This window comes from Marinobacter salinexigens (genome assembly GCF_008370345.1).
Taxonomy (GTDB): Bacteria; Pseudomonadota; Gammaproteobacteria; order Pseudomonadales; family Oleiphilaceae; genus Marinobacter; species Marinobacter salinexigens.
This window is the reverse complement of record NZ_VTUU01000013.1, coordinates 29,931-55,122: the sequence shown is the minus strand read 5'-3', so window position 1 is coordinate 55,122 and position 25,192 is coordinate 29,931. Positions and strand designations below refer to the sequence as shown.

The following is a 25,192-nucleotide window of genomic DNA, read 5'->3' as shown; positions in this document are numbered from 1 at the left end:
ACGGGAAACGGAATCAGGCCATTTGCCGGAAGCCGGAGATAGGCCCTGAAGAACGCCTGGATTTGAGGCTCTGTTTCTTTGAAAGAACCTCCCGAATACGCCGCAACTTCTCAGAAAGAGCGGAGCGGTTTCCAGAATCAGGCTCAACAAAATCAATGGAGTAGAAGAAGTTGCTACAGTGTTTTCTACGTTCAGTAACCAGCCCGGAGACACCTTCTGCCCGGATCTGGTCAAAGGGCATGTCCATAACGACATCCAGCATGATTGTGTCACCCGGGTCGAAAACCTTGTCTGTTTTCAGGACGCAGCCGTACGCATCCAGTTCGTACAGCAAGGCTTCAACAAGTTCTTTCCGGAACAGGCCATGCCTGACGCGGAAGCGGGCGACAAGATCGGGTAGTGCTTCGTTCATGAACATTTTCTCTGCTGATTTCCTTATCCAACTTCTGCCTATCTAACCCAAGACAAGACTGGATATTGCCTAAACAATAGACACTGATGGATTCTTTGGCAATATCATCAGTGTCCTACACCGCTTCTCTCATGAGATTTATCAATGTATTGGCCCTTCAGTTGAGGCCAATCAGTTTTTTCTCACATCATACATATCAACACGCCGGTCTTTCAGGTTTGTAACAGAACCCTCGTTTCTGACCAGTTTCAGCTTCTCAAGATCCATGTCTGAGAACATGATCATTTCAGTATTCGGTGTGGTTTCAGCCATCACTGCATCATGGGGGAACGCAAAGTCGGACGGTGAAAAAACGGATGACTGGGCATACTGCACGTCCAGGTTTTCAACCTTCGGAAGGTTACCGACGCTTCCCGTGATCACCACATAACACTCGTTCTCGATGGCTCTTGCCTGAGCACAATGCCTTACCCGCAGATAGCCGTTTTTGGTATCCGTCCAGAAGGGGACCATAATGATGTCCACGTCCTGACTGGCCGCAATGCGGCCCAGCTCAGGGAATTCGATATCGTAACAGATCAGTATCGCGACGCGCCCGGCATCGGTATCGAAAACCTGGAAATCGTGCCCGCCTTCAATAACCCAATCCCGACGCTCATGAGGGGTGATGTGGATTTTACGCTGCTCGTCCACACGGCCATCCCGATGGCACAGGTAGGACACGTTGTATACCCGGTCATTTTCTATCAGGGGCATCGATCCGGTAATGATATTGATGTTGTAACTCACCGCCATTTCCGACATTTCGTTGCGGAACTGTTCAGTAAACCCGGCCAGGAAGCGGATAGCCCGAGTCTGGTCCACCTGATCTGTCAGCCCCATCAGCGGTGCGTTGAAAAATTCAGGGAAGAGGGCAAAGTCACTTTTGTAGTCGGATAGCGCATCGACAAAGTATTCCACCTGCTTCAGCACTTCCTCAACCGAACTGAACTCCCGCATCTGCCATTGTACGGCACCGAGTCGCACCTGAGTTTTCTTGACGTTCAGAACCAGTGACGGTGGGGTGTAGAGAATGTTTCGCCATTCCAGCAACGTCGCATACCCGAGGGATTTTTCATCCTCCGGCAGGTATTTGTGCATCAGGCGGGTCACCTGGAAATCGTTGGAAAGCTGGAAAGTCAGAATCGGGTCGTAGATTTCCTTTCTGTCCACCCGCTGGATGTACTCTTCCGGCGTGCACTGGTCTGAATACTTGTAGTAACTGGGTATCCGGCCACCGGCCAGAATGGCCCGAAGGTTCATCGAACGGCAAAGCTCCTTTCGGGCTTCGTACAGCCGTCGTCCAAGCCGGTAGCCCCGGTATTCCGGGTGAATAAAAACATCAAGTCCGTAGAGCGAATCCCCGTTGGCGTTGTGCCAGATCTTCTCGTTCCGAAGGATCAGGTCGTCATAGGTGTGTGGGTTGCTGAAGCGCTCGTATTTCACGCACACCGTCAGCGCGACAGCGACCAGCTGCCCGCTGTCTTCTATGCAGATCTGACCGTCAGGGAACTGCTCAACCAGTGCCTTGATCGTCTCTTCCGGCCATGCTCCGCCGATATCGTCGTAGATGCGGTCCATCAGTTCCTGAAGCTGGGGATAGTCTTCGAGCGTCAGGTTACGGAGATTAAGGTGCAGCTCCTCGTGGGCCATTAAGCTGGGCTCCCTGAAGGTAAATGTAGATAAACAAACATGGGGATTTTGGCCTAAGTTTATCAGAAGAAATTAAAGTCTACGTACCACGGGCCGAAACCTATTGTAGTTTCGAACGATTCCCATTGGTTGAGGATAAAACTGTGCAGCTGAGCTTTGGGCAAAAACTTCTGATCGCATTTGGTATTTTGCTGCTGCTGGTGATGGCGGCGTTCACTTTCTCTGGAGATGTTCGGCTGAAGAATACGACGTCCACTTACGTTGAAGCCTTGATTGACGATACGGTCGCGCAGAGCACGTCCAGCATTGCAGAGTGGCTCAATACCCGGCTGGCGATGACGGAATCTGCCGCCAAAGGCCTTGAGTCAGCTGAAGACGATGTGCAGGCCAGAACATTATTGCAGGCCATGACAGCCGGTGGCGGTTTTCGTGATGTGTATGTCGGCACCAGCGATGGCTACATGCTCATGAAGACCCAGGCTGATAACGACACGCTTCCATCAGACTACGACCCCAGAACACGTCCCTGGTATCAAAAAGCTGAGAGTACCGGGCAAGCATCGTTCACCGATCCGTATCACGATGCCAGCACGGGAGACACTATCATTTCGACCATGGCCCCGGTCAAGCGTGGTGCATATGAAGGCGTAGCAGGTGCCGATATCGGCCTGGGTGCCATCGATCAGATCCTGAAAACCATCACACTGGCCGATACCGGATATGCAGCATTGATTGGTGACGATGGAACCATTCTGTTTCATCCGGACCAGGAGTTCATTGGCAAGCCCATCAAATCCCTGATCGGCTCAGATCCGATGCTCGATGGGTCTGAACACAACTACGAACTCGACGGAGCTTCGTGGAGTGCCAGCTTCCATGAGATCAGCGAAGCGCGGGGGGTTAAATGGTACCTTGCTACCTTCGTCAACGAGGACAAAATAAGCGCGCCCGTTCAGAACGCCCGGATGGCGGGGCTGATCATGGCTGCGATCGGGCTGCTGGTATCGCTGGTCATTCTGCACATTGGAATCAAGGCTCTGATGGCTCCCGTCCGTCGACTGAACACGGCTATGGCGGCTATTGGGAGCGGTGACGCGGACCTTACCCAGCGCCTGGATCATAGTTCCAGAGATGAGTTTGGCCAGTTAGCCGAGAGTTTTAACCGCTTTGTGGAGAACATTCAGACCGTGGTCCGCGATGTTCAGCACGGCAGTAAGGAGCTGGGTGAAAACGTAGCCGCGTTACGTGACACGTCCAGTAAAAGCCGGCATAGCGTGGAAGGCCAGCAACACGAAGTGGATATGGTTGCCACTGCAATCAATGAAATGTCTGCAGCGGCAGGGGAAATCGCTCAGAACGCCCAGCAGACTGCTGACGCTGCAAATACAGCGGATCATGACAGCCGGGCCTCCCTTGAAACCGTTGCAGCCTCGCGGGATGCCGTTCAGAAGCTGGCCACTGAGGTGACGGCTGCGGCCAATGTGATCGACACGCTCGGCAAAGATGTTTCCTCAATTACCACAGTACTTGAAGTGATTCAGGGTATAGCGGAACAAACCAATCTTCTGGCTCTGAACGCCGCCATTGAAGCGGCACGGGCAGGTGAGGCAGGGCGTGGTTTTGCGGTGGTCGCCGATGAGGTTCGCAATCTGGCCCAGCGAACTCAGGCCAGCACCGAGGAAATCAATAATATGATCGAACGGCTGCAAAAGGGCGCGAACGACGCAGTGGATGTGATGAAAGCTTCAACCGCTGTTTCCAACGTGAGCATGGAAAAAGCACAGGATGCCATGGAGGCTCTTAACCGGATCGCAGAGGCCATCACGTCCATCAGCCAGATGACCTCCCAGATTGCAACGGCATCGGAGGAGCAGACGTCTGTGACCGAAGAGCTCAATTCATCAATTACCCGTATCTCGGATCAAGGCCAGGAGGCGGCTGCCGCTGCAAGCGAAAATGATGTGTACAGCGGCCATATTGAGCGAATCGGAGATGGCCTGAATCGGAACGCCTCTCGATTCCGGGTTTAGGTCCTGGGGCGAAACTCCGTCTAACGGGAAAGGATGTCGAGGCGGCGCTGGAGGTTTTCCAGCGCCATTCGGCTGATATTCCAGGAGTCTTCGGTCAGATAGGGGTTGTCCAGCACGATAACACTTCGCTGGTGGAGGCTAAGAAGTTCAACCGCCCGGCCGTAATACTTCTTGAGGAATTCTGCAAAGCTGCCGTCAATAATGGCTCTTTCCATTCCAAGCTGTAAGCGATGAGCGGTTTCATGGTCGCCCGGTGCGACAAACAAATAAGAAGGCATGGGGTAAGCAATCAGCAGGTTTGGTTCAATCACGAGGTCAGGATCTTTCTCCTTCTCCATGTCGTAAAGCACTTCACTGACCCCGCGGGCGAAACATTCAAACCGCCCTTTTCGTATCATTCCAAACAGGATCTCGAAGCGGGTATGGGTGATTACCTTGACCCCATTCGCCTGAAGCACCGGCGTATCCGGCCAGTGTGACCCTTGGCCGATGCGAATATTGGAGTTCGACAGATCATCGAGATTTTTGATGTTGCTGAACATTGGGAGGTTCTTCGGCATCACCAGGCAAACCCGAAAACCGAGCAGGCCACCATCGATGGGGATTGGAATCGGGGTGAGAAACGTCTCCCGCTCGGCGGTGGTAGCCACATTGGCGATGTCTACCAAGCTGGAGCGATTCGTACTGAGTTCACGGAGCACTCGCCCCTGGCTAAGTTCTTCGCTGCGCAGGAGGCGGAAGTCGCCATATTCAGGCGTTTTCCTGAGAGAAAGTTCTACCAGCGCCCGGATGGCGGGGCTATCGTAGTTTCGATACCAGAGGATGTAGTCTTTCGACGGAACGGTATTCGCACGTAGGGAAGGGCTGGCCAAAATGCAGGCACAAAGCAAAACTGTTAGCGCTTTATTAATGTGGAAGCGTTTTATATTGTTGTTTGTCTGGACCGTGGTGGGCTGTTCCAACATCAGAATCCTTTCTATCAGGGCCTATTCCCCTAGCGGAACGGTGCTGCTTTATCCCTAACTTTAGAACAGAATCTTCAATAAAAACGCTAAAACATTCAAAAATAGTGTTAAAAATTTCACCGCCTAGTTCAGGCTGGCGAGCGTTTCAAGAAATACCTCACCGTACTTTTCCAGCTTGGCCGCACCGACACCGTTCACTTCAGACAATTCTTCCAGCGTTGCCGGGCGGCGTTCGAGCATGTCAAACAAAGTTGCATCATGGAATATCACATAGGGAGGAACACCCTGTTGCTCCGCCAGCGCTTTCCTGCACGCCCGCAAGGCTTCCCAGCCAGCCTGATCGGTAATCTGATCCCGAATTTCTGAACCTGAAGGCTTTCGACCTTTGCTTCCCCGTGATTCCGATTTTACCACCGGATCTTTCCTCAACTGGATCGACTCTGCCCCTTTGAGTAGCGGGCGGCACTTCTCGGTGAGCTGCAGAGCGCCGTAGCCCTCAGGGTCGGCACGAAGATAGCCATTAGCCACCAGTTGGCGAAACACGGATTTCCACTCATTGGTGGATAGCTCGGTACCAATGCCGTAGGTAGAAACCTGATTGTGACCAGACTGAATAATCCGTTCATTTTCAGAACCTCTCAAGACATCAATCAGGTATGTGACTCCGAAGCGCTGGCCGGTACGGTACACACACGAAAGAGCTTTCTGAACCGCCAGCGTGCCATCCCAGGTTTCTGGCGGCGTCTGGCAGGTGTCACAGTTACCACAGGGTTCTTCGAGCTGGTCTCCGAAGTAGTTCAATAACACCTGGCGGCGACAACCGGTGACTTCACATAGCCCGAGCATGGCGTCCAGCTTCTGCCGCTCAATACGCTTGAAGTGATCGGTTCCCTGAGACGCTTCAAGCATTTGCCGCAGTTTAATAACGTCCTGCAAGCCATAAACCATCCACGCGGTGGACGCCTTGCCGTCACGACCCGCCCGGCCGGTTTCCTGATAATAAGCTTCGAGACTTTTCGGCAAATCAAGGTGCGCTACAAAACGCACGTCTGGCTTATCGATACCCATTCCGAAGGCAATGGTTGCCACGATGATAATTCCGTCTTCCCGTAGAAATCGCTCCTGGTGATTCGCCCGGTCTTCTGCTGATAAGCCCGCATGATAGGGCAGTGCGTTATAGCCTTTATCTGCAAGCATGCGAGCAGTGGCCTCAACCTTGTTTCTGGAAAGGCAGTAGACAATGCCGCAGTCTCCTTCATGTTCTCCATTAATAAAGGACAGTAACTGCTTGTTAGCGTTTGTCTTTGGTGAAATCCGGTACTGTATGTTCGGTCGATCAAAGCCACTGACGAAGTGGCGGGCACCGGTCAGGGACAGGCGTTCTGCGATCTCTTTACGGGTGCGCTCGTCTGCTGTCGCCGTCAGTGCAATTCGGGGAATGCCCGGGAATTGCCCGGCGAGCATGCTCAGTTGGAGATAGTCGGATCGGAAATCATGGCCCCACTGTGAAACACAATGGGCTTCATCAATGGCAAACAGCGAAATGGATACCCGGTGAAGAAGATCAATGGTTCGTGGCTGGATCAGGCGCTCGGGGGCACAATACAGCAGATCGAGTTCGCCGGTAGTGAGGGCATATTCGGTTGCTCGAGCTTGCTCGAAATCCATGGTTGAATTGAGATAGGCGGCCCTCACACCCAGTTCGCGCAAGGCCGCGACCTGATCCTGCATCAGTGCGATCAGAGGGGAAACGACAATAGCGGTGCCAGGGCGAACCAGTGCCGGCACCTGGTAACACAAAGATTTACCGCCACCGGTGGGCATCAACACCAGGGCATCGCGGCCTTCAACGACTTCACGGATGATATCGCCCTGAAGAGGACGGAATGTCTCGTATCCAAACACCTCATGAAGCACCTGTTCCGGATCTTTCTGTTGTCCGGTGGGGCGTTCGGTAGAGAGTTGTTCGAAATCCTGATCAAAAAACATAAAGTGACCCGATTGTCCGGCCAAAGCCGGGTTTGGTGCAGGGATACGGAAACTGCCTGAATTGAGGTGGCAGATAATATCAGATTAAGTGCTGGTCATGCGGTTACAGACGTTTGAATGAGGCAATCAAAAGAGAGAAACGCTACAATAACGCGCCTTTGAACAACTGCTCCCTGGCAGCCAGTGCCAGCTTTCGATAACAACAGGGCTTACATGCAGGAATTTGATGCCATCCGTCCGTATTCGGACGAAGAAACCGGCCCCGCTATTCACCGTCTGGTCAATGACCAGGAATTTCTGGATATGGTTGGCCGCTTCAAGTCGCCAACGGTCGCTCGTTGGGCTCCGGGCGTTCTGCGTATGTTTGTACGTCGATGGCTAATCAGCCATTTCGGCCACTACACCCGGATTGATGATCTCCAGGCCCGTCTATCGGGATACGTCACGGATCTGGTCGAGGATACCACGACCCGTGTGACGACCAGCGGCCTTGAGAATCTCGACAAGAAAAGTGCCCACCTGTTTATCTCCAACCATCGGGATATTGTTTTTGATCCGATGGTGGTTAACCATCTGCTGTTTCATAACGGATTTAATACCACTCGTATTGCCATTGGAGACAATCTGCTGGCCAACCGTGTGTTTGCTGAGATGATGCGTCTCAACAAAAGCTTCGTTGTTCGCAGGAACATGACCAGCCCGAGGGAAATGCGTGATGCCTATCTGACGCTCTCCGGCTTCATAAACCACAGTATCGAGACCAATCACAGCATCTGGATTGCACAGCGGGAAGGGCGTGCGAAAGACGGCCTGGATTTTACCGACCCGGCCATCATCAAGATGTTTTACATGAGCCTCAAGAAGAGCGGACTCAGCTTTGCTGAAGCCATGAACCGCCTGCATGTCGTGCCCGTGTCCATCGCCTATGAATACGACCCGTGTGATGCCGACAAAGCCAGGGAGCTGGAAACCCGGGCAAGAGCGGGTTCCTACACCAAGGCTGAGGGTGAGGACACCGAGCAGATCATGCGTGGTCTGACAGGCTTCAAGGGCCATGTGCACGTGCACTTTGGTGCACCGATCACCGACGCGCCAGCGAACGCCAAAGACATGGCAGATCGTATCGATCGGGAGATGCACGCCAATTATCATTTGCACGCCTCGAACCTCGTAGCTTACCAGATGAGAGGCATCCACCCGGAAGCCCATGACACGCCGGACAGCGTCAGTGATTCCGTTGTGACGGCGGAAACCTGGTCTGCGGCGGAAATAGAAGCGGCTGAGGCTGAACTTGAGCGCCGGCTTGAGGCCTGTGACCCGGCCATTCGCCCCTATCTGCTGGACATGTATGCCAACCCGGTTGTGACGGCTTTGGAAGCCAATGGGGAATCAGCCGAGCAGAAAACTCCCGTAGCCCCTAAACGAGCTTGATGAGGTACCCACGTGCAGGATTTGCAGTACATCGAAATAGAAACCGCTTCTAACCCAACCGCAGCCGTCATCTGGCTTCACGGCCTGGGAGCGAGCGGACATGATTTTGAGCCTGTGGTACCCGAACTGGGCCTACCGGACGATGCTGCGGTGCGCTTCATTTTCCCTCACGCGCCCAATCTCCCGGTCACTATCAATGGTGGCATGGTGATGCCAGCATGGTACGACATCAAAGCGATGGATATTGACCGTGTGGTTGATACCGGGCAACTCAGGCAATCTGCGGATGCGGTGGCCAGGCTTGTCGACCAGGAAATAGAGCGGGGTATCCCGTCAGAAAACATCATCATTGCAGGCTTTTCCCAGGGTGGGGCTGTTGCCTACGAATTAGCCCTCACATACCCTAAGCGACTGGCAGGCCTGATTGCCCTGTCGACGTACTTCGCTACCGCAAAAACCGTTGAACCCAATACCGTTAATGCCGGCATTCCCATCAACATATACCATGGCACATTCGATCCCGTGGTGCAGGAATCGCTGGGGGTGCAGAGTGTTGAAACACTGAAGTCCATGGGATTTGATCCCAGCTATCAGACCTACCCCATGGAACACAGCGTTTGCCTGGAGGAAGTGGTCGATATCGGTCGCTTCATCCGCCGACACGCCCTTTAATCTGGCATCAAACCCAGAGCATGGCGCCCATTTCCAGAGGGTGGGTGAGGGCGTCATGGTAGGGGTACATCCGAAGTTTCAGTGACTGAAGACCGGGATAGGGTGGCGATACCCGGGCAGAATAGACCGTTTTCCCGTCCGACTCTGATTCATACTCGAGCAACACCAGCCCTGGGCCCGGTGATTCGTGGGTGCCGGTGCATTTGGGTGCAACCAGGCATTCGACGCGCACATCCATCGCCGTCAACCCATTCAGAGCGGCCTCCACACGAATTTCGACAGTTTCATCGTGGGAGCACTGGCTCACCACGGTTCCGCTTATGTTAAAGGAAACTCCTGGCCAGGCCTGGTGTACCCGCTGCTTCCAGGCTGCCAGCTCAATCGCCAACGCTCCCTGATTTACCGAGAGCTTCTGCCCCTGCGCTGAGGCAGTGCAGTAATACTGATCCACGTAGTCCATCACCATTCGCTGACTGTTGAATCTGGGCGTGATGGTTTTCATGGAGTTTTTGGAACGCTTAACCCATCCGCTGGAATAGCCCAGCGCTGCCCGGTCGTAATAGAGCGGCACGATTTCGAATTCCAGAAGATCCAGGAGGTCCCGGGCTTCTTCTTCGTTCCTGAATTCGTGGTCAAGCTGGGTATCTCTTGGCGTGATGGCCCAGCCATTGGAACCGTCGTAGCCTTCTCCCCACCAGCCGTCCAGTACACTCAGGTTAAGTGCTCCGTTCAGCGCGGCCTTTTCGCCGGAAGTACCGCTGGCTTCCTTGGGATATTCCGGGGTGTTCAGCCATACGTCGACTCCGCTCAGCAAACGGCGGGCCATGGCCTGATCATAATCTTCAAGCAGAACGATGTGGCCCATGAAGGCAGGATTCATCGACAGGTCGTGAATGACTTTGATCAGGTGCTGGCCGGGCTTGTCCTTTGGATGGGCTTTACCCGCAAACACCAGGACCACGGGCTGGTCAGGATGGGTGAGGATAGATTCAAGGCGCTGCAGGTCTGAGAAAATGAGTGTAGCGCGTTTATAGGTGGCAAAGCGGCGGGCGAACCCGATCACCAGCGTATCTTTTTCTGGTGATACCAGTTGCCGGGTCATTCGTTCAGTTACCGAGTGCCCGGTACCATTGCGTCTATGCTGACGCCCCAGGCGGTCAACGACAAACTCGGCCATTTGCTGTTTGAGGGCCTTGTGGACGCTCCAGTAATGATAATCCGGGATGTTGTCGACAAATTCCCAGAATCCGGGACTGCGCAGTTCGCTTTTCCAAGAAGGAGCCTGAATATCGAAAAGGCTTGCCCATTCTGGTGCCAGAAACGTGGGCACATGGACGCCATTGGTAATGTACCCAATCGGATTCTCCGCGGGCGGGACCTGAGGCCAGATAGCCCCCTCCATTTCAGAGGCAACGCCACCGTGGATACGACTGACGCCATTATGGAAACGTGAGCCGCGCAGGCCCAGGCTGGTCATATTGAAACTTTCCCCACCGTTTTTGCCACCCAGATCAAAGACTTTGTCAAAGTTCAGTCCGGCTTCGTTCAGGTAATCGCCCATGGCGTGTTGCATGAGGCCTTTAGAGAAGATGTCATGACCGGCCGGAACAGGCGTATGGGTTGTAAACAGCGTTGCTCCTGCAACGGCTTCCAGCGCGGCCTCGAACTCCAACCCTTCCAACATTTTGACCCTGCAACGTTCGAGTATCTGGAAGGCTGCGTGCCCTTCATTGATATGCCATACCGTTGGCTTGAGCCCTAATGCCTGAATCACGCGGGTACCACCAATGCCCAGCAACATTTCCTGCCCGATCCGGGTCGATTCATCACCTCCGTATAATTGAAGGGTCAACTCCTGGTCCTCCGCTGAGTTTTCCCTGGTATGGGTATCGAGGAGGTAAAGCCTGATGTGACCAACTCGTGCTTCCCATACGCATGCGGTGACTGTGCGGCCGGGGAAGGGAACCGTGACTTTGAGCCATTCGCCCGAAACCATCACAGGAGAAATTGGGAGCTCATCACTGGAATGGGAGTGGTAGCGGGCAATCTGATGGCCCTGAGGATCAATGGTCTGTATGAAGTAACCCTGCTGATACAGAAGACCAACCGCCACAAAAGGCAATCCCAAATCGCTGGCCGCCTTACAGTGATCTCCGGCAAGGATACCCAGGCCCCCGGAATAGATAGGGAAACTCTCGTGGAAGCCGAATTCGGCGCAGAAATAGGCCACAAGGGCTTCATCAGGATTCAGCTTATCTGAAACTTCGGGAACCGGAGAGGCTTCCAGATAGGCGTCGTAGCTACTCAGAACCCGCCGGTATTCGCCGAGAAAGGCGCGATCTTCTGCCGCTTCTTCAAGAGATGCCTGCGCTACCCGCCGCAAAAACAGTTTCGGGTTGTGTTCCACCTTTTGCCAGAGTGGAAGGTCAATACGAGCAAACAGGCTTCTTACCCCGTTATCCCAGCTATAGAACAGGTCGTTGGCAAGTTCATCAAGCCGTTCAAGGGCTTCAGGAAGACGCGGGCGAGCCTCAAGACGGAATTCAGTAGCCTTTTGCATGATTGCCTCCTGTGCGGGCAAATAAGTGCCAGGTACGTCAGGGATCCTGTGTAAGTTGTTCCCGTTCAGTCACTATGCTCTGGTATAGCTCACCGTACAGAGTCGCGCTTCTCTTCCATGAGTAGTCGCCGGCCATACCGTTCTCCTGTAACCGGTGCCAGGCTTTGCGGTTGTTCATGCAATCAAGAGCCCGTTCTATGGCGTGCAGCAGCGCCCCTGAGTGAGGTTCCCGAAAGCGGAAGCCATTCGCCTTATGGCCATCCACTTCTGCCGGATCAAACACCGTATCGCCAAGACCACCGACCCCATGAACCACCGGAATAGTTCCATAACGCAGGCTGTACAGCTGGTTCAGGCCGCAAGGTTCATAACGGGATGGCATCAGGAAAATATCCGCGCCCGCGGTAATCCCGTGGGAGAGTCCTTCGTTATAGCCCAGGGTGAGCGATAGTTGCTGCGGCCAGTCACGGGCAAGTTGTCTGAGCGGCACCTGATAACGTTCCTCGCCGGCGCCCAGAACAACAAACTGGCAGCCACGTTCAAGCAATGGGGGAATGACGTCCAACAGCCAGTCGATGCCTTTTTGCTCTACCAGACGGCCAACGAAACCCAGTAACGGAGCACCGTCCATGGCCAGGCCCAATTCCTGACGCAGACGAGTCTGGCATTGAGCCTTGTTTTTAAGGTGATCGATGCCGTAATGAAACTCAAGATGTTCATCCTCTTCGGGGTTCCACTGCCGGGTATCGATGCCGTTAAGAATGCCCACCAGCGCCTGCTGCCTGTGCCGCAGTAGGCCATCCAGGCCATATCCAAACTCCGGCCTCTGGATTTCATTGGCATACCCCGGGCTGACTGTGGTTACCCGGTCACTGAATACCAGGCCACCTTTAATGAACGAAAGCTGCCCGTGAAATTCCAGTTGATCAAATTGCCAGAGCGAATCCGGCAGCCCCAGAGCCCGGAAGGTTTCGTGGGAGAATAGCCCCTGATAGGCCAGGTTATGGATGGTGAAGACCAAACCGGGCCGGTGTTTGTAATGGGACAGGTAAGCCGGGATCAGTCCCGTTTGCCAGTCGTTGCAATGCACGATGTCCGGAACCCAATTAATTCCGGCCTGGCCGAGGGACATCATCACGCCAACCCTGGCAAACAGGTGGTATCGATGAGCGTTGTCCCACCAGTCTTCACCCTCATCGTTCTGGTAGGGGTTGCCGTCACGTTGAAAAAGCGAAGGGCAGTCCACCAGCCACAAAGAAACCGCCGTTCCCGGCAGGCGGGTACGCCAAAGGCTGACTTCGTACTGTCCGATGGAGAAGCGGGCCTGCCGACGCGAACCCGCACTCCGGGCCGCGCTTAGCGCAGTAGGGTAGCCAGGCAGAAGTATATTGACGTCATAGCCGTTGCGACACAGAGCCTCGGGCAAACTTGCCGAAACATCGGCCAGGCCACCGGTTTTTACCAACGGAAAAACCTCGCTGGTGGCAAATAAAACCCGGATCATGACGCAGGTCTCAGTATGACCGCACCCAACGGTGGCAAGGTCAGTTCAATGGATTGTGATCGCCCCATCCAGGGTTGGTCATCAGTAACCATTGGAAAAGGATTACCCAGATTACTTCCACCATAATATTCGGAGTCTGAATTAAAGACTTCCTGCCAGGTGCCCGGGGATGGAACGCCGATCCGGTAACAAAAACGGGGAACTGGCGTGAAATTGAGAACAATAACCGTCGACTCATCTCCACTACAGCGCACGTAACTAACGGCAGACTGCGTCGAGTCGTGACAATCAATCCACTCAAAGCCGGACGGATCGAATCCCTGTCCATGGAGGGACGGTTCACGTCGGTAAAGGCCGTTAAGGTCCTGAACGAGCTTTTTCAGGCCTTGATTCTCGGGGGTGACCAGGAGCCCCCAGTCCAGTTCACGGCTTTCATTCCATTCCCGGCTTTGGCCAAACTCACCACCCATAAACAACAACTTGGCACCGGGATAGGTGAATTGGTAGCTGAACAAAAGCCGAAGGCTCGCACGTTTCTGCCAGTCGTCACCGGGCATTTTGTTGATCAGGCTTCCTTTTCTGTGGACCACTTCATCATGGGAAAGCGGGAGCATGAAGTTCTCAGAGAAGGCGTAAAGTAACCCAAATGTCAGCTTATCGTGGTGAAATTGCCGATGTACGGGGTCGTGATGAAGGTAATTCAGGGTATCGTGCATCCACCCCATGTTCCATTTGAGGTTAAAACCCAGGCCCCCCAACTCTGGTGGCCGGGTCACAGCCGGCCAGGAGGTCGATTCTTCCGCAATCATCAGTGTTCCGGGGAAACGTTGCTGGCATACCCGATTCAACTCTTTCAGAAACTCTATCGCTTCCAGGTTTTCATGGCCCCCGTGGACATTTGGAAGCCACTCACCTTCCGACCTTGAGTAATTGAGGTAAAGCATGGAGGCAACCGCATCGACCCTGAGACCGTCAATGTGGAAGGCATCGAGCCAGAAAAGGGCACTACCAATCAGGAAATTACGCACTTCGTGGCGGCCATAGTTGTAGATCAGCGTGCCCCAATCCTTATGTCGCCCTTTACGGGGGTCTTCGTGTTCGTACAGGGCAGTTCCATCAAACCTGGCCAACGCATGTTCATCGGTAGGGAAATGGCCAGGAACCCAGTCCAGAATGACGCCGATACCGTGGCGATGGCATTCGTCCACCAGGTAACGCAGGTCATCCGGGCTGCCGAATCGACTGGTAGGCGCATAGTAGCCGGTTGTCTGGTAGCCCCAGGACTCATCCAGTGGATGTTCTGTGACGGGGAGGAGTTCGATATGAGTAAACCCCATTTCAAGAACGTATGGCACCAGTTGGTCAGCGAGTTCTCGGTAGGTTAACCAGCGGCCCGATCCGTGGTGTCGCCAGGAGGCCGCATGAACTTCGTAGATCGAAACCGGCGAATGTTGCCAGTTCCAGCGGCCTCTGCGAGCCAGCCAATCGCCGTCACCCCAGCTGAACCGGGCTCGTTCGGTGACAATCGCTGCATTTGAGGGCCTCAGTTCAAAGCTTTGACCATACGGATCCGTCTTGATCAGCCTGCGGCCGCTCTTGCTGGTAATTGAAAACTTATAGATGGCTCCTGCATGCACTGCGGGTACAAACGCGGACCAGACGCCACTCGACCCGTGAGCCAGCATGGGGTGGTGATCCGCGTTCCAATCGTTGAAATCGCCGATAACGCTGACTCTGATTGCATTGGGAGCCCAAACAGCAAACTGGACACCTTCAACACCATTTTCACTGCGGGGGTGAGCGCCCAGCACATTGTAGATATGCCAATGACGCCCCTCACCGAAGAGGTGCAGATCGAACTCGCTCAGAGAGGGGCTATCCATAGATCTCACTCCCCATAGATCTCACTCCCGACATCCCATAAATACCATTGAACGCGAAAGCATGTGATCAAAAATTGATCCACGCCAATTCTACGTCATAATCTCGAGACAATGTTCTACTATTATTATCGACGTCAAAAAGATGTCGAACTCATCGTTCGGTACACGCAAAGGGGCAGAAAGCGCACGGGCTTTCAGGGAAGCTGCTATGCATACGACCAAGCGTTACGTCAGCCGCCTGACGCGGCAAACACTTGCGCTGGTGCTTGCCGGGGGGCGCGGCTCACGCCTCCAGGACCTCACCAAGTGGCGGGCCAAACCCGCTGTTCCATTTGGTGGCAAGTTCCGGATCATTGATTTTCCACTCTCAAATTGCATCAACTCCGGCATTGGTCAGGTCGGGGTGATCACCCAGTACAAATCCCATTCCTTAATTCGCCACATACAACGCGGATGGAGTTTTCTGCGGGCAGAAATGGATGAGTTTGTGGAACTCCTTCCCGCTCAGCAAAGAATTGAAACGTCCTGGTACGCTGGCACCGCCGATGCGGTTCTGCAGAACATGGACATTATTCGTAGCCATAACCCCGAATACGTGCTGATTCTGGCCGGTGACCACGTCTACAAAATGGACTACGGGACCATGCTCGCTGCCCACGTTGAGGGCGAAGCGGACATCACTGTGGGGTGTATAGAAGTCCCGATATCCGATGCGTCCGCGTTTGGTGTGATGGCGGTTGATGAAGAGCTGCAAATTACCGAGTTTGCTGAGAAGCCGGAGCATCCGCGATCCATGCCGGGGGACCCGAATACGGCCCTCGTTTCTATGGGTATCTATGTGTTCAGTACCCGGATACTGCAGGAAGAATTACTGCGGGATTACGGACTGGACGACGAATCGTCCCATGACTTTGGCAAAGACATTCTGCCATCGGTCATCAAACGGCTCCGTGTGGTGGCGTTTCCATTCCGCGACCCGGTTCAGGGCAAAGTGGCTTATTGGCGCGATGTCGGAACGGTGGATGCACTCTGGCAGGCTAACCTTGAGCTGATCGGCGTGAGTCCGGAACTCAATATGTATGACTCGCAATGGCCAATATGGACTTATCAGGAGCAACTGCCGCCGGCCAAGTTTGTCTTCGATGATGAAAACCGGCGCGGCATGGCTGTGGACTCCATGGTGGCCGGGGGCTGCATTGTGTCAGGTGCCACGGTGCGGCATTCTCTGCTGTTTTCACAGGTCACGATTCATTCTTTCAGCACTATTGAGGATTCAGTGATCTTTCCGGATGTAGAGATCGGACGACACTGCAAGATCAGAAAGGCTCTGATTGATCGTGGTTGCCGCATACCGGAAGGTACCCGGGTCGGGTTTGATGAGGCCGAAGACAGCAAACGGTTTCACGTTTCCCCCAACGGCGTAGTACTGATCACACCTGAAATGCTCGGGCAGGATTACCCTCATGGGCTCTGATCCCCGCACTCCTGTCGTGCTTTGCTGGCACATGCATCAGCCCTGCTATCAGGACCTGAAATCCGGAGAGTTCCGGTTTCCCTGGGTATACCTGCATTCCATCAAGGATTACAGCGACATGGCTGCGCATCTCGAAGCGCACCCAGAGGCCCGGGCAGTGGTTAATTTTGCGCCTATCCTTCTGGAACAGATTGAAACCTACCTCTTGCAGATCGAGCGTTGGCGCCATGGCGCCGGGCCCATTGGCGATCCCTTGCTGGCGTCCCTGGTAGCAGAGCAGCTTCCAGAACCAGGGTCACCCGGATTCCTCGACCTTATGGAAAAATGCCTCAGGGCCAATAACGAGCGGATCATCCAACGATTCCCGCCCTACGCGAGGCTTTCCGAGCTTGCCGGAATTTACCGTAATAAACCCGAAATGCAGCGTTATATCTCGCCATCACTGCTCACGGATTTGCTCGCCTGGTATCACATAGGCTGGATGGGAGAAACGATACGCAGAGAAAACCTGAACCTCCAATGTTTCCAGGAGAAGGGCTGCGGGTTCACCATGGAAGACCGGATTGCATTGCTCGACCTGATTTTCGAGACGCTTACCAGTATCGGGCCTCGATACCGTCATCTGGCACAGAAAGGCCAGATAGAGCTTTCTGTCAGTCCATACACCCACGCCATGTTGCCGCTGATTCTGGATTTGTCGTCTGCCTGTGAGGCCATGCCTGATATCACACTTCCAGAACACCAGGCGTATCCGGGTGGTACAGAACGTGTGCACCAACAGCTTCAGAGCGCGAAGAGGATATTTGGGCGTTTTTTTGGACTCGAGCCAACAGGTTGCTGGGCATCCGAAGGAGGACTTAGCCAGAAGACACTGGACCAGTTAGAGCGTCATGGATTCCGGTGGACTGCCAGTGGTGATTCCGTGATCCACAACAGTCTCAACCAATCCAGAGCGACGGCCCCTGGCTCAGAGAATGCCGGCATCCATCAACCGTACACGTTTGGTCATTGTGGAACGACGGTGTTTTTCAGGGATGATGGCCTGTCGGATCTGATCGGGTTCACCTATGCCGACTGGCATGCCCGGGATGCCGTAAGTGACCTGGTACAGCATATGGAAAATATTGCAAACCACGGTGAAACGTCGAAGGAACCCACCGTCATTTCCATCATTCTGGACGGGGAAAATGCCTGGGAGCACTTCCCGGAAAATGGCTTTCATTTTCTTGATGAGCTGTACAGGGTACTGGAGCACCACCCCCATCTCCGGTTAACCACCTATGGCTCCTTGATGGAGGAGGGTGGCCTTAGACCGGTGAATTTGCCACATCTGGTCGCTGGTAGCTGGATATATGGCACTTTTTCGACGTGGGTTGGCGATCCGGACAAAAACCGGGCCTGGGATTTACTCTGTGAAGCAAAAGCACATTACGATCGCGCGATGGACAATGGAGCACTCAGCGCTGAGCGGAAGCAGGCTGCTGAACGTCAATTGGCTATCTGCGAAGGATCAGACTGGTTCTGGTGGTTTGGAGACTACAATCCAAGCCAGATCGTCAGAGATTTCGAACACCTCTACCGGCGACATCTGGTTAATCTCTACGACCTCATCGGATATGAAGCACCTGCATCCGTATTCCAGCAACTGAGCCAGGGGGGCGGTGAACCAGCCCGTGGCGGGGCTATGCGACCAGGACATTCGACGTGAGTGAAGGCGGCGATGGCTTTGATCTGTTTTCGACCCGAAGAGCCGGCGTCCTGCTGCATCCTACCTGCCTTCCGGGGAAGCAGGGCGTACTCGGGGAAAGTGCCCGCAGATTTGTAGACTTCCTGGCGGATGCCGGGATGACCGTGTGGCAAACCTTACCACTGGGCCCGACGCACTCTGATCTGTCGCCCTATCAGGCGTTGTCTGCCCATGCAGGCAATCCGGACCTGATCGACCTCACAGATCCAATTGCCCGCACACCACTACCCGAAGCAGGCTTCGACCAGTTTCGGGAAGACAATCAATACTGGCTTGAGCCATTTTCTCAATTCATGGCGATCCGGGAGCAATACCCGGCTCAGACCTGGCAACAATGGCCGGAAGGCCTGAGAGACCGCCATCCCGAGAACCTTGAGGCCTTCTGCAAGCAGGCAGCCGACGCCATCCTGCACATCGAGGCGCAACAGTATCTGTTTTTCCGGCAGTGGCAGTCACTCAAACACTATGCTCATGAAAGAGGCGTACTGCTATTCGGGGATATCCCCATCTTTGTAGCCCATGACAGCGCCGATGTCTGGGCCAACCGCCGCTGTTTCAAGCTGGATCAGGAAGGCAATCCCCGTGTTGTTGCGGGTGTTCCGCCCGACTATTTTTCCGAGGATGGGCAACACTGGGGCAACCCGCTTTACGACTGGGAGTTCCTCGCGAGAGATGGCTACGACTGGTGGCTACAGCGACTGGATAGCCAAAGGCATCTTTTTGACCTGATTCGCATTGATCACTTTCGTGGGTTTTCTGCATCCTGGGAAATTCCCGCAGACCAGCCCTGGCCCAAATGCGGACATTGGGAGCCCGGGCCTGGTGCAGATTTTCTTCAATCCTGCTTTCGCCGTTTTCCCGATTTACCTCTGGTCGCAGAGAATCTCGGGATTATTGGTCCGGAAGTAGAAACGCTACGGCATCAGTTCCACCTGCCCGGAATGACTGTACTGCAGTTTGGATTTGACGGTAGCGACGATAATCCTCATCTGCTGAAGAATCACCGGGAACGAGATCTCGTCTATACAGGCACCCATGATAACGACACAACACTCGGCTGGTACCGGAGCCTGGACGACCGGACCCGGAACTACATCAACCAGTATTTCTCGACAGACGGATCCGACATGCCCTGGCCGGTGATTGAGGCGGCGTTCAGATCGGTCAGCTCAATGGCCCTGGTACCCATGCAGGATCTCATGGGCCTCGATAGCAGGGCACGTTTTAATACACCTGGCACCATAAACGACAACTGGGTATGGAAACTCGATTGGGATCAGTGTCAGGAGGGGCTTGCCAAGAAAATCAGAGCATTACTTTTGGCTGCAGAAAGACTCCCGAATGGCTGATTATTTTTTGATCGGAGTCAAAATTCAGCCACTCAATGTTGGATATAAAGTAACCAGCATCTGTCCAATAAAACTAGAAATATTTTACGACTCAAATGGGGGAAGCCATGGAACACCGACTCAGCAAGCGCATTCCCGGAAAGCTCGGCCTGCTTGTTTATAAGAGAGGAATGCCAGTTGCCACGGGCCAGATTCGCGATGCCTCAAAACGCGGCCTTTTTATCGCAACCGATTACACAGACATCCAACTGAATCAGGTCCTGGAGGTCGAATTCCGGTTTCCCGAACGTGATGAAAAGAATTTTCGACGCTTGCGGGCTCATGTCGTCCGCAAATCCGACCAAGGGCTTGGCCTGGACCTCGAAGGCGTCGATAACGACCATTTCACCGTGGCCGCGCTGATGCAATGGCTTCACCAACATCATCGACCCCAGCACTATTTCCCGGTGGCGGGAACCGTTGCCCACTGATTGCCCCCCTGATGACTTAATGAGGAGAAATCCGATGGACAGGCTTAAAGGAAAGGTTGCCGCTGTCACTGGAGGTTCCCACGGCATTGGTGCCGCGGCGGTAACCCGGATGGCAGAGGAGGGCGCTAGCGTTGCCATACTGGATTGCCTCGACAAAGAGGGCGAAGCTCTGGTGGATACACTGAGTGCGCGCGGGTTTAATGTCGGCTATTGGCACTGCGATGTGGGCAACGAGCAAGCTGTTAAATCAGCGATTGATGGCGCGGCGGAAGCGTTTGGCCACCTGGATGTATTGGTCAACAATGCCGGTATTGCCGGCCCCAACAAACCGACCCACGAGTTAACCGAAGAAGAGTGGGACAAAGTTCAGACGGTTAATGTCAAAGGCGTTTTCTTCTGTACCAAGCATGCAATTCCTCATATGAAGAAGGCCGGGCGGGGCAGCATCATCAACCTTTCGTCAATTTATGGGCTGGTCAGCGCCCCGGATGTTCCTCCTTATCATGCCTCCAAAGGCGCGGTGAGGCTGATGACCAAAACCGACGCCATGCTCTATGCAGAGGACAAGATTCGGGCAAACTCGATTCATCCCGGGTTTATCTGGACTCCGATGGTAGAAGGCCATCTCGGTAGTAGCGGCGATGACCTGGAAGCGGCGAAGGCCGCAACAGCAGCACTTCACCCGCTGGGCCACATGGGCGAGCCGGATGACATTGCGTGGGGAATCGTATTCCTGGCCTCAGAGGAATCGAAGTTTATGACTGGCAGTGAGCTCGTCATTGACGGCGGCTATACCGCACACTGATAGACGACAACCTCCGGACTCTGCCCGATGACTCTGGCCGCATACACACCCAGGCACATCCCGGAGGCCCTTGCGGACCTCTTTACCATCGCCCTTGACCTACGCTGGAGCTGGCATCATGGAAGTGACGAACTCTGGCGTGCGATTGATGCCGAAACCTGGAACGCGACCGGCAATGCCTGGCTTGTACTGAACAGTGTGTCAGGCGACAGGCTCGACACACTGGCGGTCGATGATAATTTCAACGACCTGTACCGCAAACAAGTTGAAGCTCACCGTGAGTTTTCCCGCGCAGCAACCTGGTATTCGGATACCTATCCCGGCAAGCTTGACCGGGGCGTCGCCTTCTTTTGCATGGAATACGGCCTGGCCGAGTCCCTGCCACTGTACTCCGGCGGTCTGGGTGTTCTCGCCGGGGATTTTCTGAAGGCCTCCAGCGACCTCGGGGTTCCGGTTACCGCTGTTGGACTGTTATATCAACAGGGCTACTTCCGACAGACGCTTGACGCCGATGGTGACCAACTGGAGTTCTACCCTTTCCACGACCCCACGATGCTCCCGGTATCGCCGCTCACCGATCCGGAAGGGCAATGGATTCGAGTCAATTTACCTTTCCCGGGCCGGGAGGTGCGTCTCCGGGCCTGGCGCGCCCAAGTCGGGCGTTGCGAACTCCTGCTTCTGGACAGCAACGATCCCCGAAATGAACCCGGAGACCGCGGGATTACCAGTGAACTTTACGGCGGCAGCCCAGAGAAACGGCTGCAGCAGGAAATCGTACTGGGGATCGGTGGATGGCGTTTGCTCAACGAACTGGGACTGGACCCGGCAATTTGCCACATCAACGAAGGCCACAGCGCTTTCGCGTTCCTCGAGCGAGCCGTGCAATGGGCACAGATTCACGGCACAGATATCGAGACAGCCCGGCTGGCCACTCGAGCGACCAATCTCTTTACCACCCATACCTCTGTCGAGGCTGGATTTGACCAATTTCCAAGCCATCTCATCCGGCTTTACCTTGAACCATGGATGGAGGGGACTGACGTCACCATGGACAAACTCATGGTGCTGGGTAGCAGTAACGGCGGACATTCCCGGCGGGCCGGTGACGAGGCAACACTGAACATGGCCTTTTTGGGGCTGAACATGGGTGGCCGACTTAATGGAGTTTCCGATATACATCGGCAGGTTACCCAGGCATTGCTCCAGCCCTATTTCCCGCGATGGCCCCGGCAGGATATACCGGTCGAGTCGGTGACCAATGGCGTTCACACCCCAAGCTGGGACTCACGCCATTCAGACAGCCTATGGACCAAGGCCTGTGGTAAAGACCGGTGGCGACGGCCGATGGCGTTCAGTTGCCCGATGGAAACCATCACTGACGAAGAGCTCTGGCAGATGCGCCAGGCCGAGCGCAGTGATCTGATCAGCTATCTTCAGGAAAAGCTAAAAAGTCAGCATTGCGAACACGCACCGGGCAACAACCCCAACGCGGCTTGCGGCCTGTTACTCGACCGGGAAACACTGACGCTCGGCTTCGCCCGTCGGTTTACCGAATACAAACGCCCGGACCTGCTGTTGACGGATGAAACGAGGCTTCTGGCCCTCCTGAACAACCAGGACCGACCTATACAGATCGTTCTCGCAGGCAAGGCCCACCCAAGAGACGATTATGGAAAACAAATTATCAAACGCTGGCGGACGTTTGCATCTCAGCCGGCGGCAGAAGGAAAGGTCGTATTTATTGAGGACTATGATCTCGCCGTTGCAGCTCGTCTGATCCAGGGAGTGGATGTCTGGCTCAATAACCCACGACATCCATGGGAAGCCTGCGGTACAAGCGGAATGAAAATACTGGTAAATGGCGGTCTTAATCTTTCTCAATACGATGGCTGGTGGGCAGAGGCATGGGAGCCTGGCCTGGGCTGGGCAATCCGGCCCGGAGCAAGCTTTGCGGAATTGAGCAATTCCAACGAGCATGACCATTCTGACGCAGACCAACTCTATGAACTGCTTGAGACCTCCGTTATTCCTGAATTCTACGACGTGGACATGGAAGGGCGCCCGAAGGCCTGGATTGCCCGCATTCGCCGAAGTATGAATCAGCTGACCGCGCGCTACTCAGCAAACCGCATGGTGCGTGAGTATGTCGAAACCTTTTATCTCCCGATGGCCGCCAACGGGGCTTTGAGGACACCCGCCGAGGCGCGGAACCTTCTTGAGGAATACCAGGAGCTGGAATGTTATTGGCCCCGACTCAGGTTCGGTGCGATGGAAATAAAGCCCGAAAACGGTATGGAGCGAGTTCTGGTAAACGCCTTTCTGGATGGTATTGCCGAGAGCCGTATACAGGTTGAACTCGTCGCCGAGGAAACAGAATGCGGCCCGAGAAGTATCGTGGTGATGGAGAGAACCCATGCCCTGGAAGGAACCCTCCGTGGCTATGCTTATGAGGCCTTGGTGGATGCCAGGCCACCGGGGCATTACACCCCGAGGATGAGGGTCCGGGATGATCGGCTTAACCTGCCATTGGAAAGCCCGAAGGTTGTCTGGATGAGGTGATCAACTGCGCCAGAATGCCGGTGAGAGAACAATCACCACACTGAGAATCTCCAGACGCCCCATGAGCATACCGACCGCGAGCACCCACTTTGCACCGTCCGGCAGCGGGCCAAAGTTGCCAGCAGGACCAATGATTTCACCGAGGCCCGGGCCAACGTTAGTCAACGAGGTGAGGGCACCACTGAGCGCTGTAGTGAAATCAAGTTGCATGGCCGCCAGTGCAATGGTGATTGCGAACAGGCAAAGCAGGAAAATAAAGGTGTATGCGATCATCGACGAAATGATTTCATCACTTACCGCACGGCCATTGTAGTTTCGGGTCATGACTGCGCGCGGATGAAGCAAGCGCATCAATTGCTCACGGAGGATCATGAGTGAAAGCTGGAAGCGGAAGATTTTCATACCACCGGCGGTAGAACCCGAGCAACCGCCCACAAACATCAGGAAGAAGAAAACCACGAATGCCAGAGGGCCCCAGGCTGAGTAATCCTCGGAAGCGTAACCGGTGGTTGTCACGACGGATGTCACATTAAACAGGGTTGCGGTGTAGTTATGCAGTGGATCAAAAGGAATAGGCGAGACTGCCCAGCGGTAGAGTGTCAGCAACGCCGGAACGACAAACAGAATGGCGAGGAACATACGAACCTGCTGGTCCCGGAACAACACCCCGTGCTGGCCGTGCATTTCCCTGACGAACAGGAAAAAAGGCAAGCTTCCGACAATCATGAAGAGGGTCGCTTCCATGAGAATCAGATCATTGAATTTTCCCATGGAAAGATCTGATGTGGAAAAACCGCCGGTCGCAATGCTGGTGAGACCGTGGTTGAAGGCATCAAACAGCGTCATTCCGGAGAGCCAGTAGGTCACCACGGCAATGATGGAAAAAACCACGTAGACGAACAGCAAGCCCCTGCTCAGGGTTTTCATACGAGGTAGCGCCTTGTCTGTCCATTCAGAGGATTCCGTGGCAAACAGGCGCATACCGCCAACTCGAAGGAAAGGCAGAACGGCAACAAACATACCGATGATACCGATCCCGCCAATCCACTGGAGGATTGATCGCCAGAGCAGAAGGTCTTTGTCCATCGTGTCCAGACCGGTGAACACCGTGGCGCCTGTCGTCGTGATGCCGGAGGCGCCTTCAAAAAAAGCATCCGCCGCAGAGATGTCATTATGGCTGAGATAGAAAGGCAGCGACGCGAACAGGGCAATTATGAACCAGCTGGAAACCGTGAGCACAAACATGTAGCGGGGTTTCAGATCTCGTTCCTGCCGGTACGTTGCCAGGATGCCGAGCAGACCTGCACCAAAGGCAATGCCAGCCGATTCCGCAAACGCCATAGCATTGGGCGCCTCGGATCCGAGCAGCAAAAAGACCGGTAACGTCATGAATATGCTAAGAAGCACGAACATAACGCTGACGATAAAGATTACGGGAGTCAGGTTTTTCAAAAGATGCTCTAGCCAGCGTGAACTCAGAGACCGCGCCAGAATACCCGTGGCCAATGGGATGCGCAACACAATGGGCATTATATGAAGTAATTAACGGCACATTACATACCGTTAAAGCATCGGTTTTTACGGATCTATCCAAACCTGAAGATCGTCAGGATGATAGGTCTTGAAAACATGCCGAGCGATCGGCCAAGG

At 54.3% G+C, this 25,192-nt stretch carries 17 protein-coding genes; 9 read left to right on the top strand and 8 right to left on the bottom strand.

Annotation, left to right across the window (positions count from 1 at the left end; translation table 11 throughout):
* Positions 1–13 precede the first annotated feature (13 nt).
* Together FWJ25_RS17725 and FWJ25_RS17720 are read right to left on the bottom strand one after the other, a co-directional pair.
* Entirely contained in the window at positions 14–412 is a 399-nt protein-coding gene (locus FWJ25_RS17725) for a hypothetical protein (protein ID WP_149601601.1), read from the bottom strand.
* A 171-nt stretch (positions 413–583) separates the two neighbouring features.
* Positions 584–2,104 (bottom strand): GNAT family N-acetyltransferase, encoded by a 1,521-nt coding sequence (locus tag FWJ25_RS17720; RefSeq protein ID WP_149601600.1) that lies wholly within the window; start codon positions 2,102–2,104, stop codon positions 584–586.
* A gap of 143 nt (positions 2,105–2,247) precedes the next feature.
* On the opposite strand from FWJ25_RS17720, the gene FWJ25_RS17715 reads away from it, so the two are divergent.
* Positions 2,248–4,134, top strand: a complete 1,887-nt coding sequence (locus tag FWJ25_RS17715; RefSeq protein ID WP_149601599.1) for a methyl-accepting chemotaxis protein — start codon at positions 2,248–2,250, stop codon at positions 4,132–4,134.
* A 20-nt stretch (positions 4,135–4,154) separates the two neighbouring features.
* Here FWJ25_RS17715 and FWJ25_RS17710 read toward each other — a convergent pair whose 3' ends face one another.
* Together FWJ25_RS17710 and recQ are read right to left on the bottom strand one after the other, a co-directional pair.
* Entirely contained in the window at positions 4,155–5,006 is an 852-nt protein-coding gene (locus FWJ25_RS17710; RefSeq protein ID WP_246166880.1) for a transporter substrate-binding domain-containing protein, read from the bottom strand.
* A gap of 216 nt (positions 5,007–5,222) precedes the next feature.
* Entirely contained in the window at positions 5,223–7,088 is a 1,866-nt protein-coding gene (gene recQ / locus FWJ25_RS17705) for a DNA helicase RecQ (RefSeq protein ID WP_149601597.1), read from the bottom strand.
* A gap of 213 nt (positions 7,089–7,301) precedes the next feature.
* Between recQ and FWJ25_RS17700 the strand changes: the two genes are divergently transcribed.
* Together FWJ25_RS17700 and FWJ25_RS17695 are read left to right on the top strand one after the other, a co-directional pair.
* Positions 7,302–8,519 carry a lysophospholipid acyltransferase family protein gene (locus FWJ25_RS17700; RefSeq protein WP_149601596.1) on the top strand — a complete coding sequence of 406 codons (1,218 nt, stop codon included), beginning with the start codon at positions 7,302–7,304 and terminating at the stop codon, positions 8,517–8,519.
* Between the two features lie 12 nt (positions 8,520–8,531).
* Positions 8,532–9,191, top strand: a complete 660-nt coding sequence (locus tag FWJ25_RS17695; RefSeq protein WP_149601595.1) for an alpha/beta hydrolase — start codon at positions 8,532–8,534, stop codon at positions 9,189–9,191.
* A gap of 7 nt (positions 9,192–9,198) precedes the next feature.
* Here the strand turns inward: FWJ25_RS17695 and glgP (FWJ25_RS17690) are convergent, their stop codons facing one another.
* From glgP (FWJ25_RS17690) to glgB, 3 genes are read right to left on the bottom strand one after another with little or no spacing between them, the layout of a single operon-like run.
* Positions 9,199–11,751 carry an alpha-glucan family phosphorylase gene (gene glgP / locus FWJ25_RS17690; RefSeq protein WP_149601594.1) on the bottom strand — a complete coding sequence of 851 codons (2,553 nt, stop codon included), beginning with the start codon at positions 11,749–11,751 and terminating at the stop codon, positions 9,199–9,201.
* A 37-nt stretch (positions 11,752–11,788) separates the two neighbouring features.
* Positions 11,789–13,255 carry a glycogen synthase GlgA gene (gene glgA, locus FWJ25_RS17685; RefSeq protein ID WP_149601593.1) on the bottom strand — a complete coding sequence of 489 codons (1,467 nt, stop codon included), beginning with the start codon at positions 13,253–13,255 and terminating at the stop codon, positions 11,789–11,791.
* A complete protein-coding gene (gene glgB / locus FWJ25_RS17680; RefSeq protein ID WP_149601592.1) occupies positions 13,252–15,138 on the bottom strand; it encodes a 1,4-alpha-glucan branching protein GlgB in 1,887 nt (628 codons plus the stop codon). Before glgB ends, glgA begins: the two co-directional genes overlap by 4 nt.
* Positions 15,139–15,346: 208 nt before the next feature.
* On the opposite strand from glgB, the gene glgC reads away from it, so the two are divergent.
* The 6 genes from glgC (at position 15,347) to glgP (FWJ25_RS17650) (ending at position 23,542) form a co-directional block, all read left to right on the top strand.
* Positions 15,347–16,612 (top strand): glucose-1-phosphate adenylyltransferase, encoded by a 1,266-nt coding sequence (gene glgC, locus FWJ25_RS17675; RefSeq protein WP_149601591.1) that lies wholly within the window; start codon positions 15,347–15,349, stop codon positions 16,610–16,612.
* On the top strand, positions 16,602–18,320 hold the full coding sequence (locus tag FWJ25_RS17670) for a glycoside hydrolase family 57 protein (protein WP_149601590.1): 1,719 nt from the start codon (positions 16,602–16,604) through the stop codon (positions 18,318–18,320). Before glgC ends, FWJ25_RS17670 begins: the two co-directional genes overlap by 11 nt.
* Entirely contained in the window at positions 18,317–19,708 is a 1,392-nt protein-coding gene (malQ, locus tag FWJ25_RS17665; protein WP_149601589.1) for a 4-alpha-glucanotransferase, read from the top strand. The genes FWJ25_RS17670 and malQ overlap by 4 nt, the downstream gene beginning before the upstream one ends.
* 107 nt (positions 19,709–19,815) lie before the next feature.
* A complete protein-coding gene (locus FWJ25_RS17660) occupies positions 19,816–20,178 on the top strand; it encodes a PilZ domain-containing protein (RefSeq protein WP_149601588.1) in 363 nt (120 codons plus the stop codon).
* Positions 20,179–20,212: 34 nt separating this feature from the next.
* Positions 20,213–20,983 (top strand): SDR family NAD(P)-dependent oxidoreductase, encoded by a 771-nt coding sequence (locus FWJ25_RS17655; protein WP_149601587.1) that lies wholly within the window; start codon positions 20,213–20,215, stop codon positions 20,981–20,983.
* A gap of 27 nt (positions 20,984–21,010) precedes the next feature.
* A complete protein-coding gene (glgP, locus tag FWJ25_RS17650; RefSeq protein ID WP_149601586.1) occupies positions 21,011–23,542 on the top strand; it encodes an alpha-glucan family phosphorylase in 2,532 nt (843 codons plus the stop codon).
* On the opposite strand, the gene FWJ25_RS17645 is transcribed toward glgP (FWJ25_RS17650), so the two are convergent.
* Positions 23,543–24,955, bottom strand: coding sequence for a TrkH family potassium uptake protein (locus FWJ25_RS17645; protein ID WP_149601633.1), 1,413 nt, complete (start codon positions 24,953–24,955; stop codon positions 23,543–23,545).
* Positions 24,956–25,192: the final 237 nt, after the last annotated feature.

What these genes read in the sequence shown, in the direction of transcription:
- glgA (WP_149601593.1), bottom strand. Translation starts at nt 13,255, where the DNA reads ATGATCCGGGTTTTATTTGCCACCAGCGAGGTTTTTCCGTTGGTAAAA.
- FWJ25_RS17700 (WP_149601596.1), top strand. Translation starts at nt 7,302, where the DNA reads ATGCAGGAATTTGATGCCATCCGTCCGTATTCGGACGAAGAAACCGGC.
- glgP (WP_149601594.1), bottom strand. Translation starts at nt 11,751, where the DNA reads ATGCAAAAGGCTACTGAATTCCGTCTTGAGGCTCGCCCGCGTCTTCCT.
- recQ (WP_149601597.1), bottom strand. Translation starts at nt 7,088, where the DNA reads ATGTTTTTTGATCAGGATTTCGAACAACTCTCTACCGAACGCCCCACC.
- FWJ25_RS17645 (WP_149601633.1), bottom strand. Translation starts at nt 24,955, where the DNA reads ATGTTCGTGCTTCTTAGCATATTCATGACGTTACCGGTCTTTTTGCTG.
- glgB (WP_149601592.1), bottom strand. Translation starts at nt 15,138, where the DNA reads ATGGATAGCCCCTCTCTGAGCGAGTTCGATCTGCACCTCTTCGGTGAG.
- FWJ25_RS17720 (WP_149601600.1), bottom strand. Translation starts at nt 2,104, where the DNA reads ATGGCCCACGAGGAGCTGCACCTTAATCTCCGTAACCTGACGCTCGAA.
- FWJ25_RS17655 (WP_149601587.1), top strand. Translation starts at nt 20,213, where the DNA reads ATGGACAGGCTTAAAGGAAAGGTTGCCGCTGTCACTGGAGGTTCCCAC.
- FWJ25_RS17660 (WP_149601588.1), top strand. Translation starts at nt 19,816, where the DNA reads ATGGAACACCGACTCAGCAAGCGCATTCCCGGAAAGCTCGGCCTGCTT.
- glgP (WP_149601586.1), top strand. Translation starts at nt 21,011, where the DNA reads ATGACTCTGGCCGCATACACACCCAGGCACATCCCGGAGGCCCTTGCG.
- FWJ25_RS17670 (WP_149601590.1), top strand. Translation starts at nt 16,602, where the DNA reads ATGGGCTCTGATCCCCGCACTCCTGTCGTGCTTTGCTGGCACATGCAT.
- FWJ25_RS17725 (WP_149601601.1), bottom strand. Translation starts at nt 412, where the DNA reads ATGAACGAAGCACTACCCGATCTTGTCGCCCGCTTCCGCGTCAGGCAT.
- glgC (WP_149601591.1), top strand. Translation starts at nt 15,347, where the DNA reads ATGCATACGACCAAGCGTTACGTCAGCCGCCTGACGCGGCAAACACTT.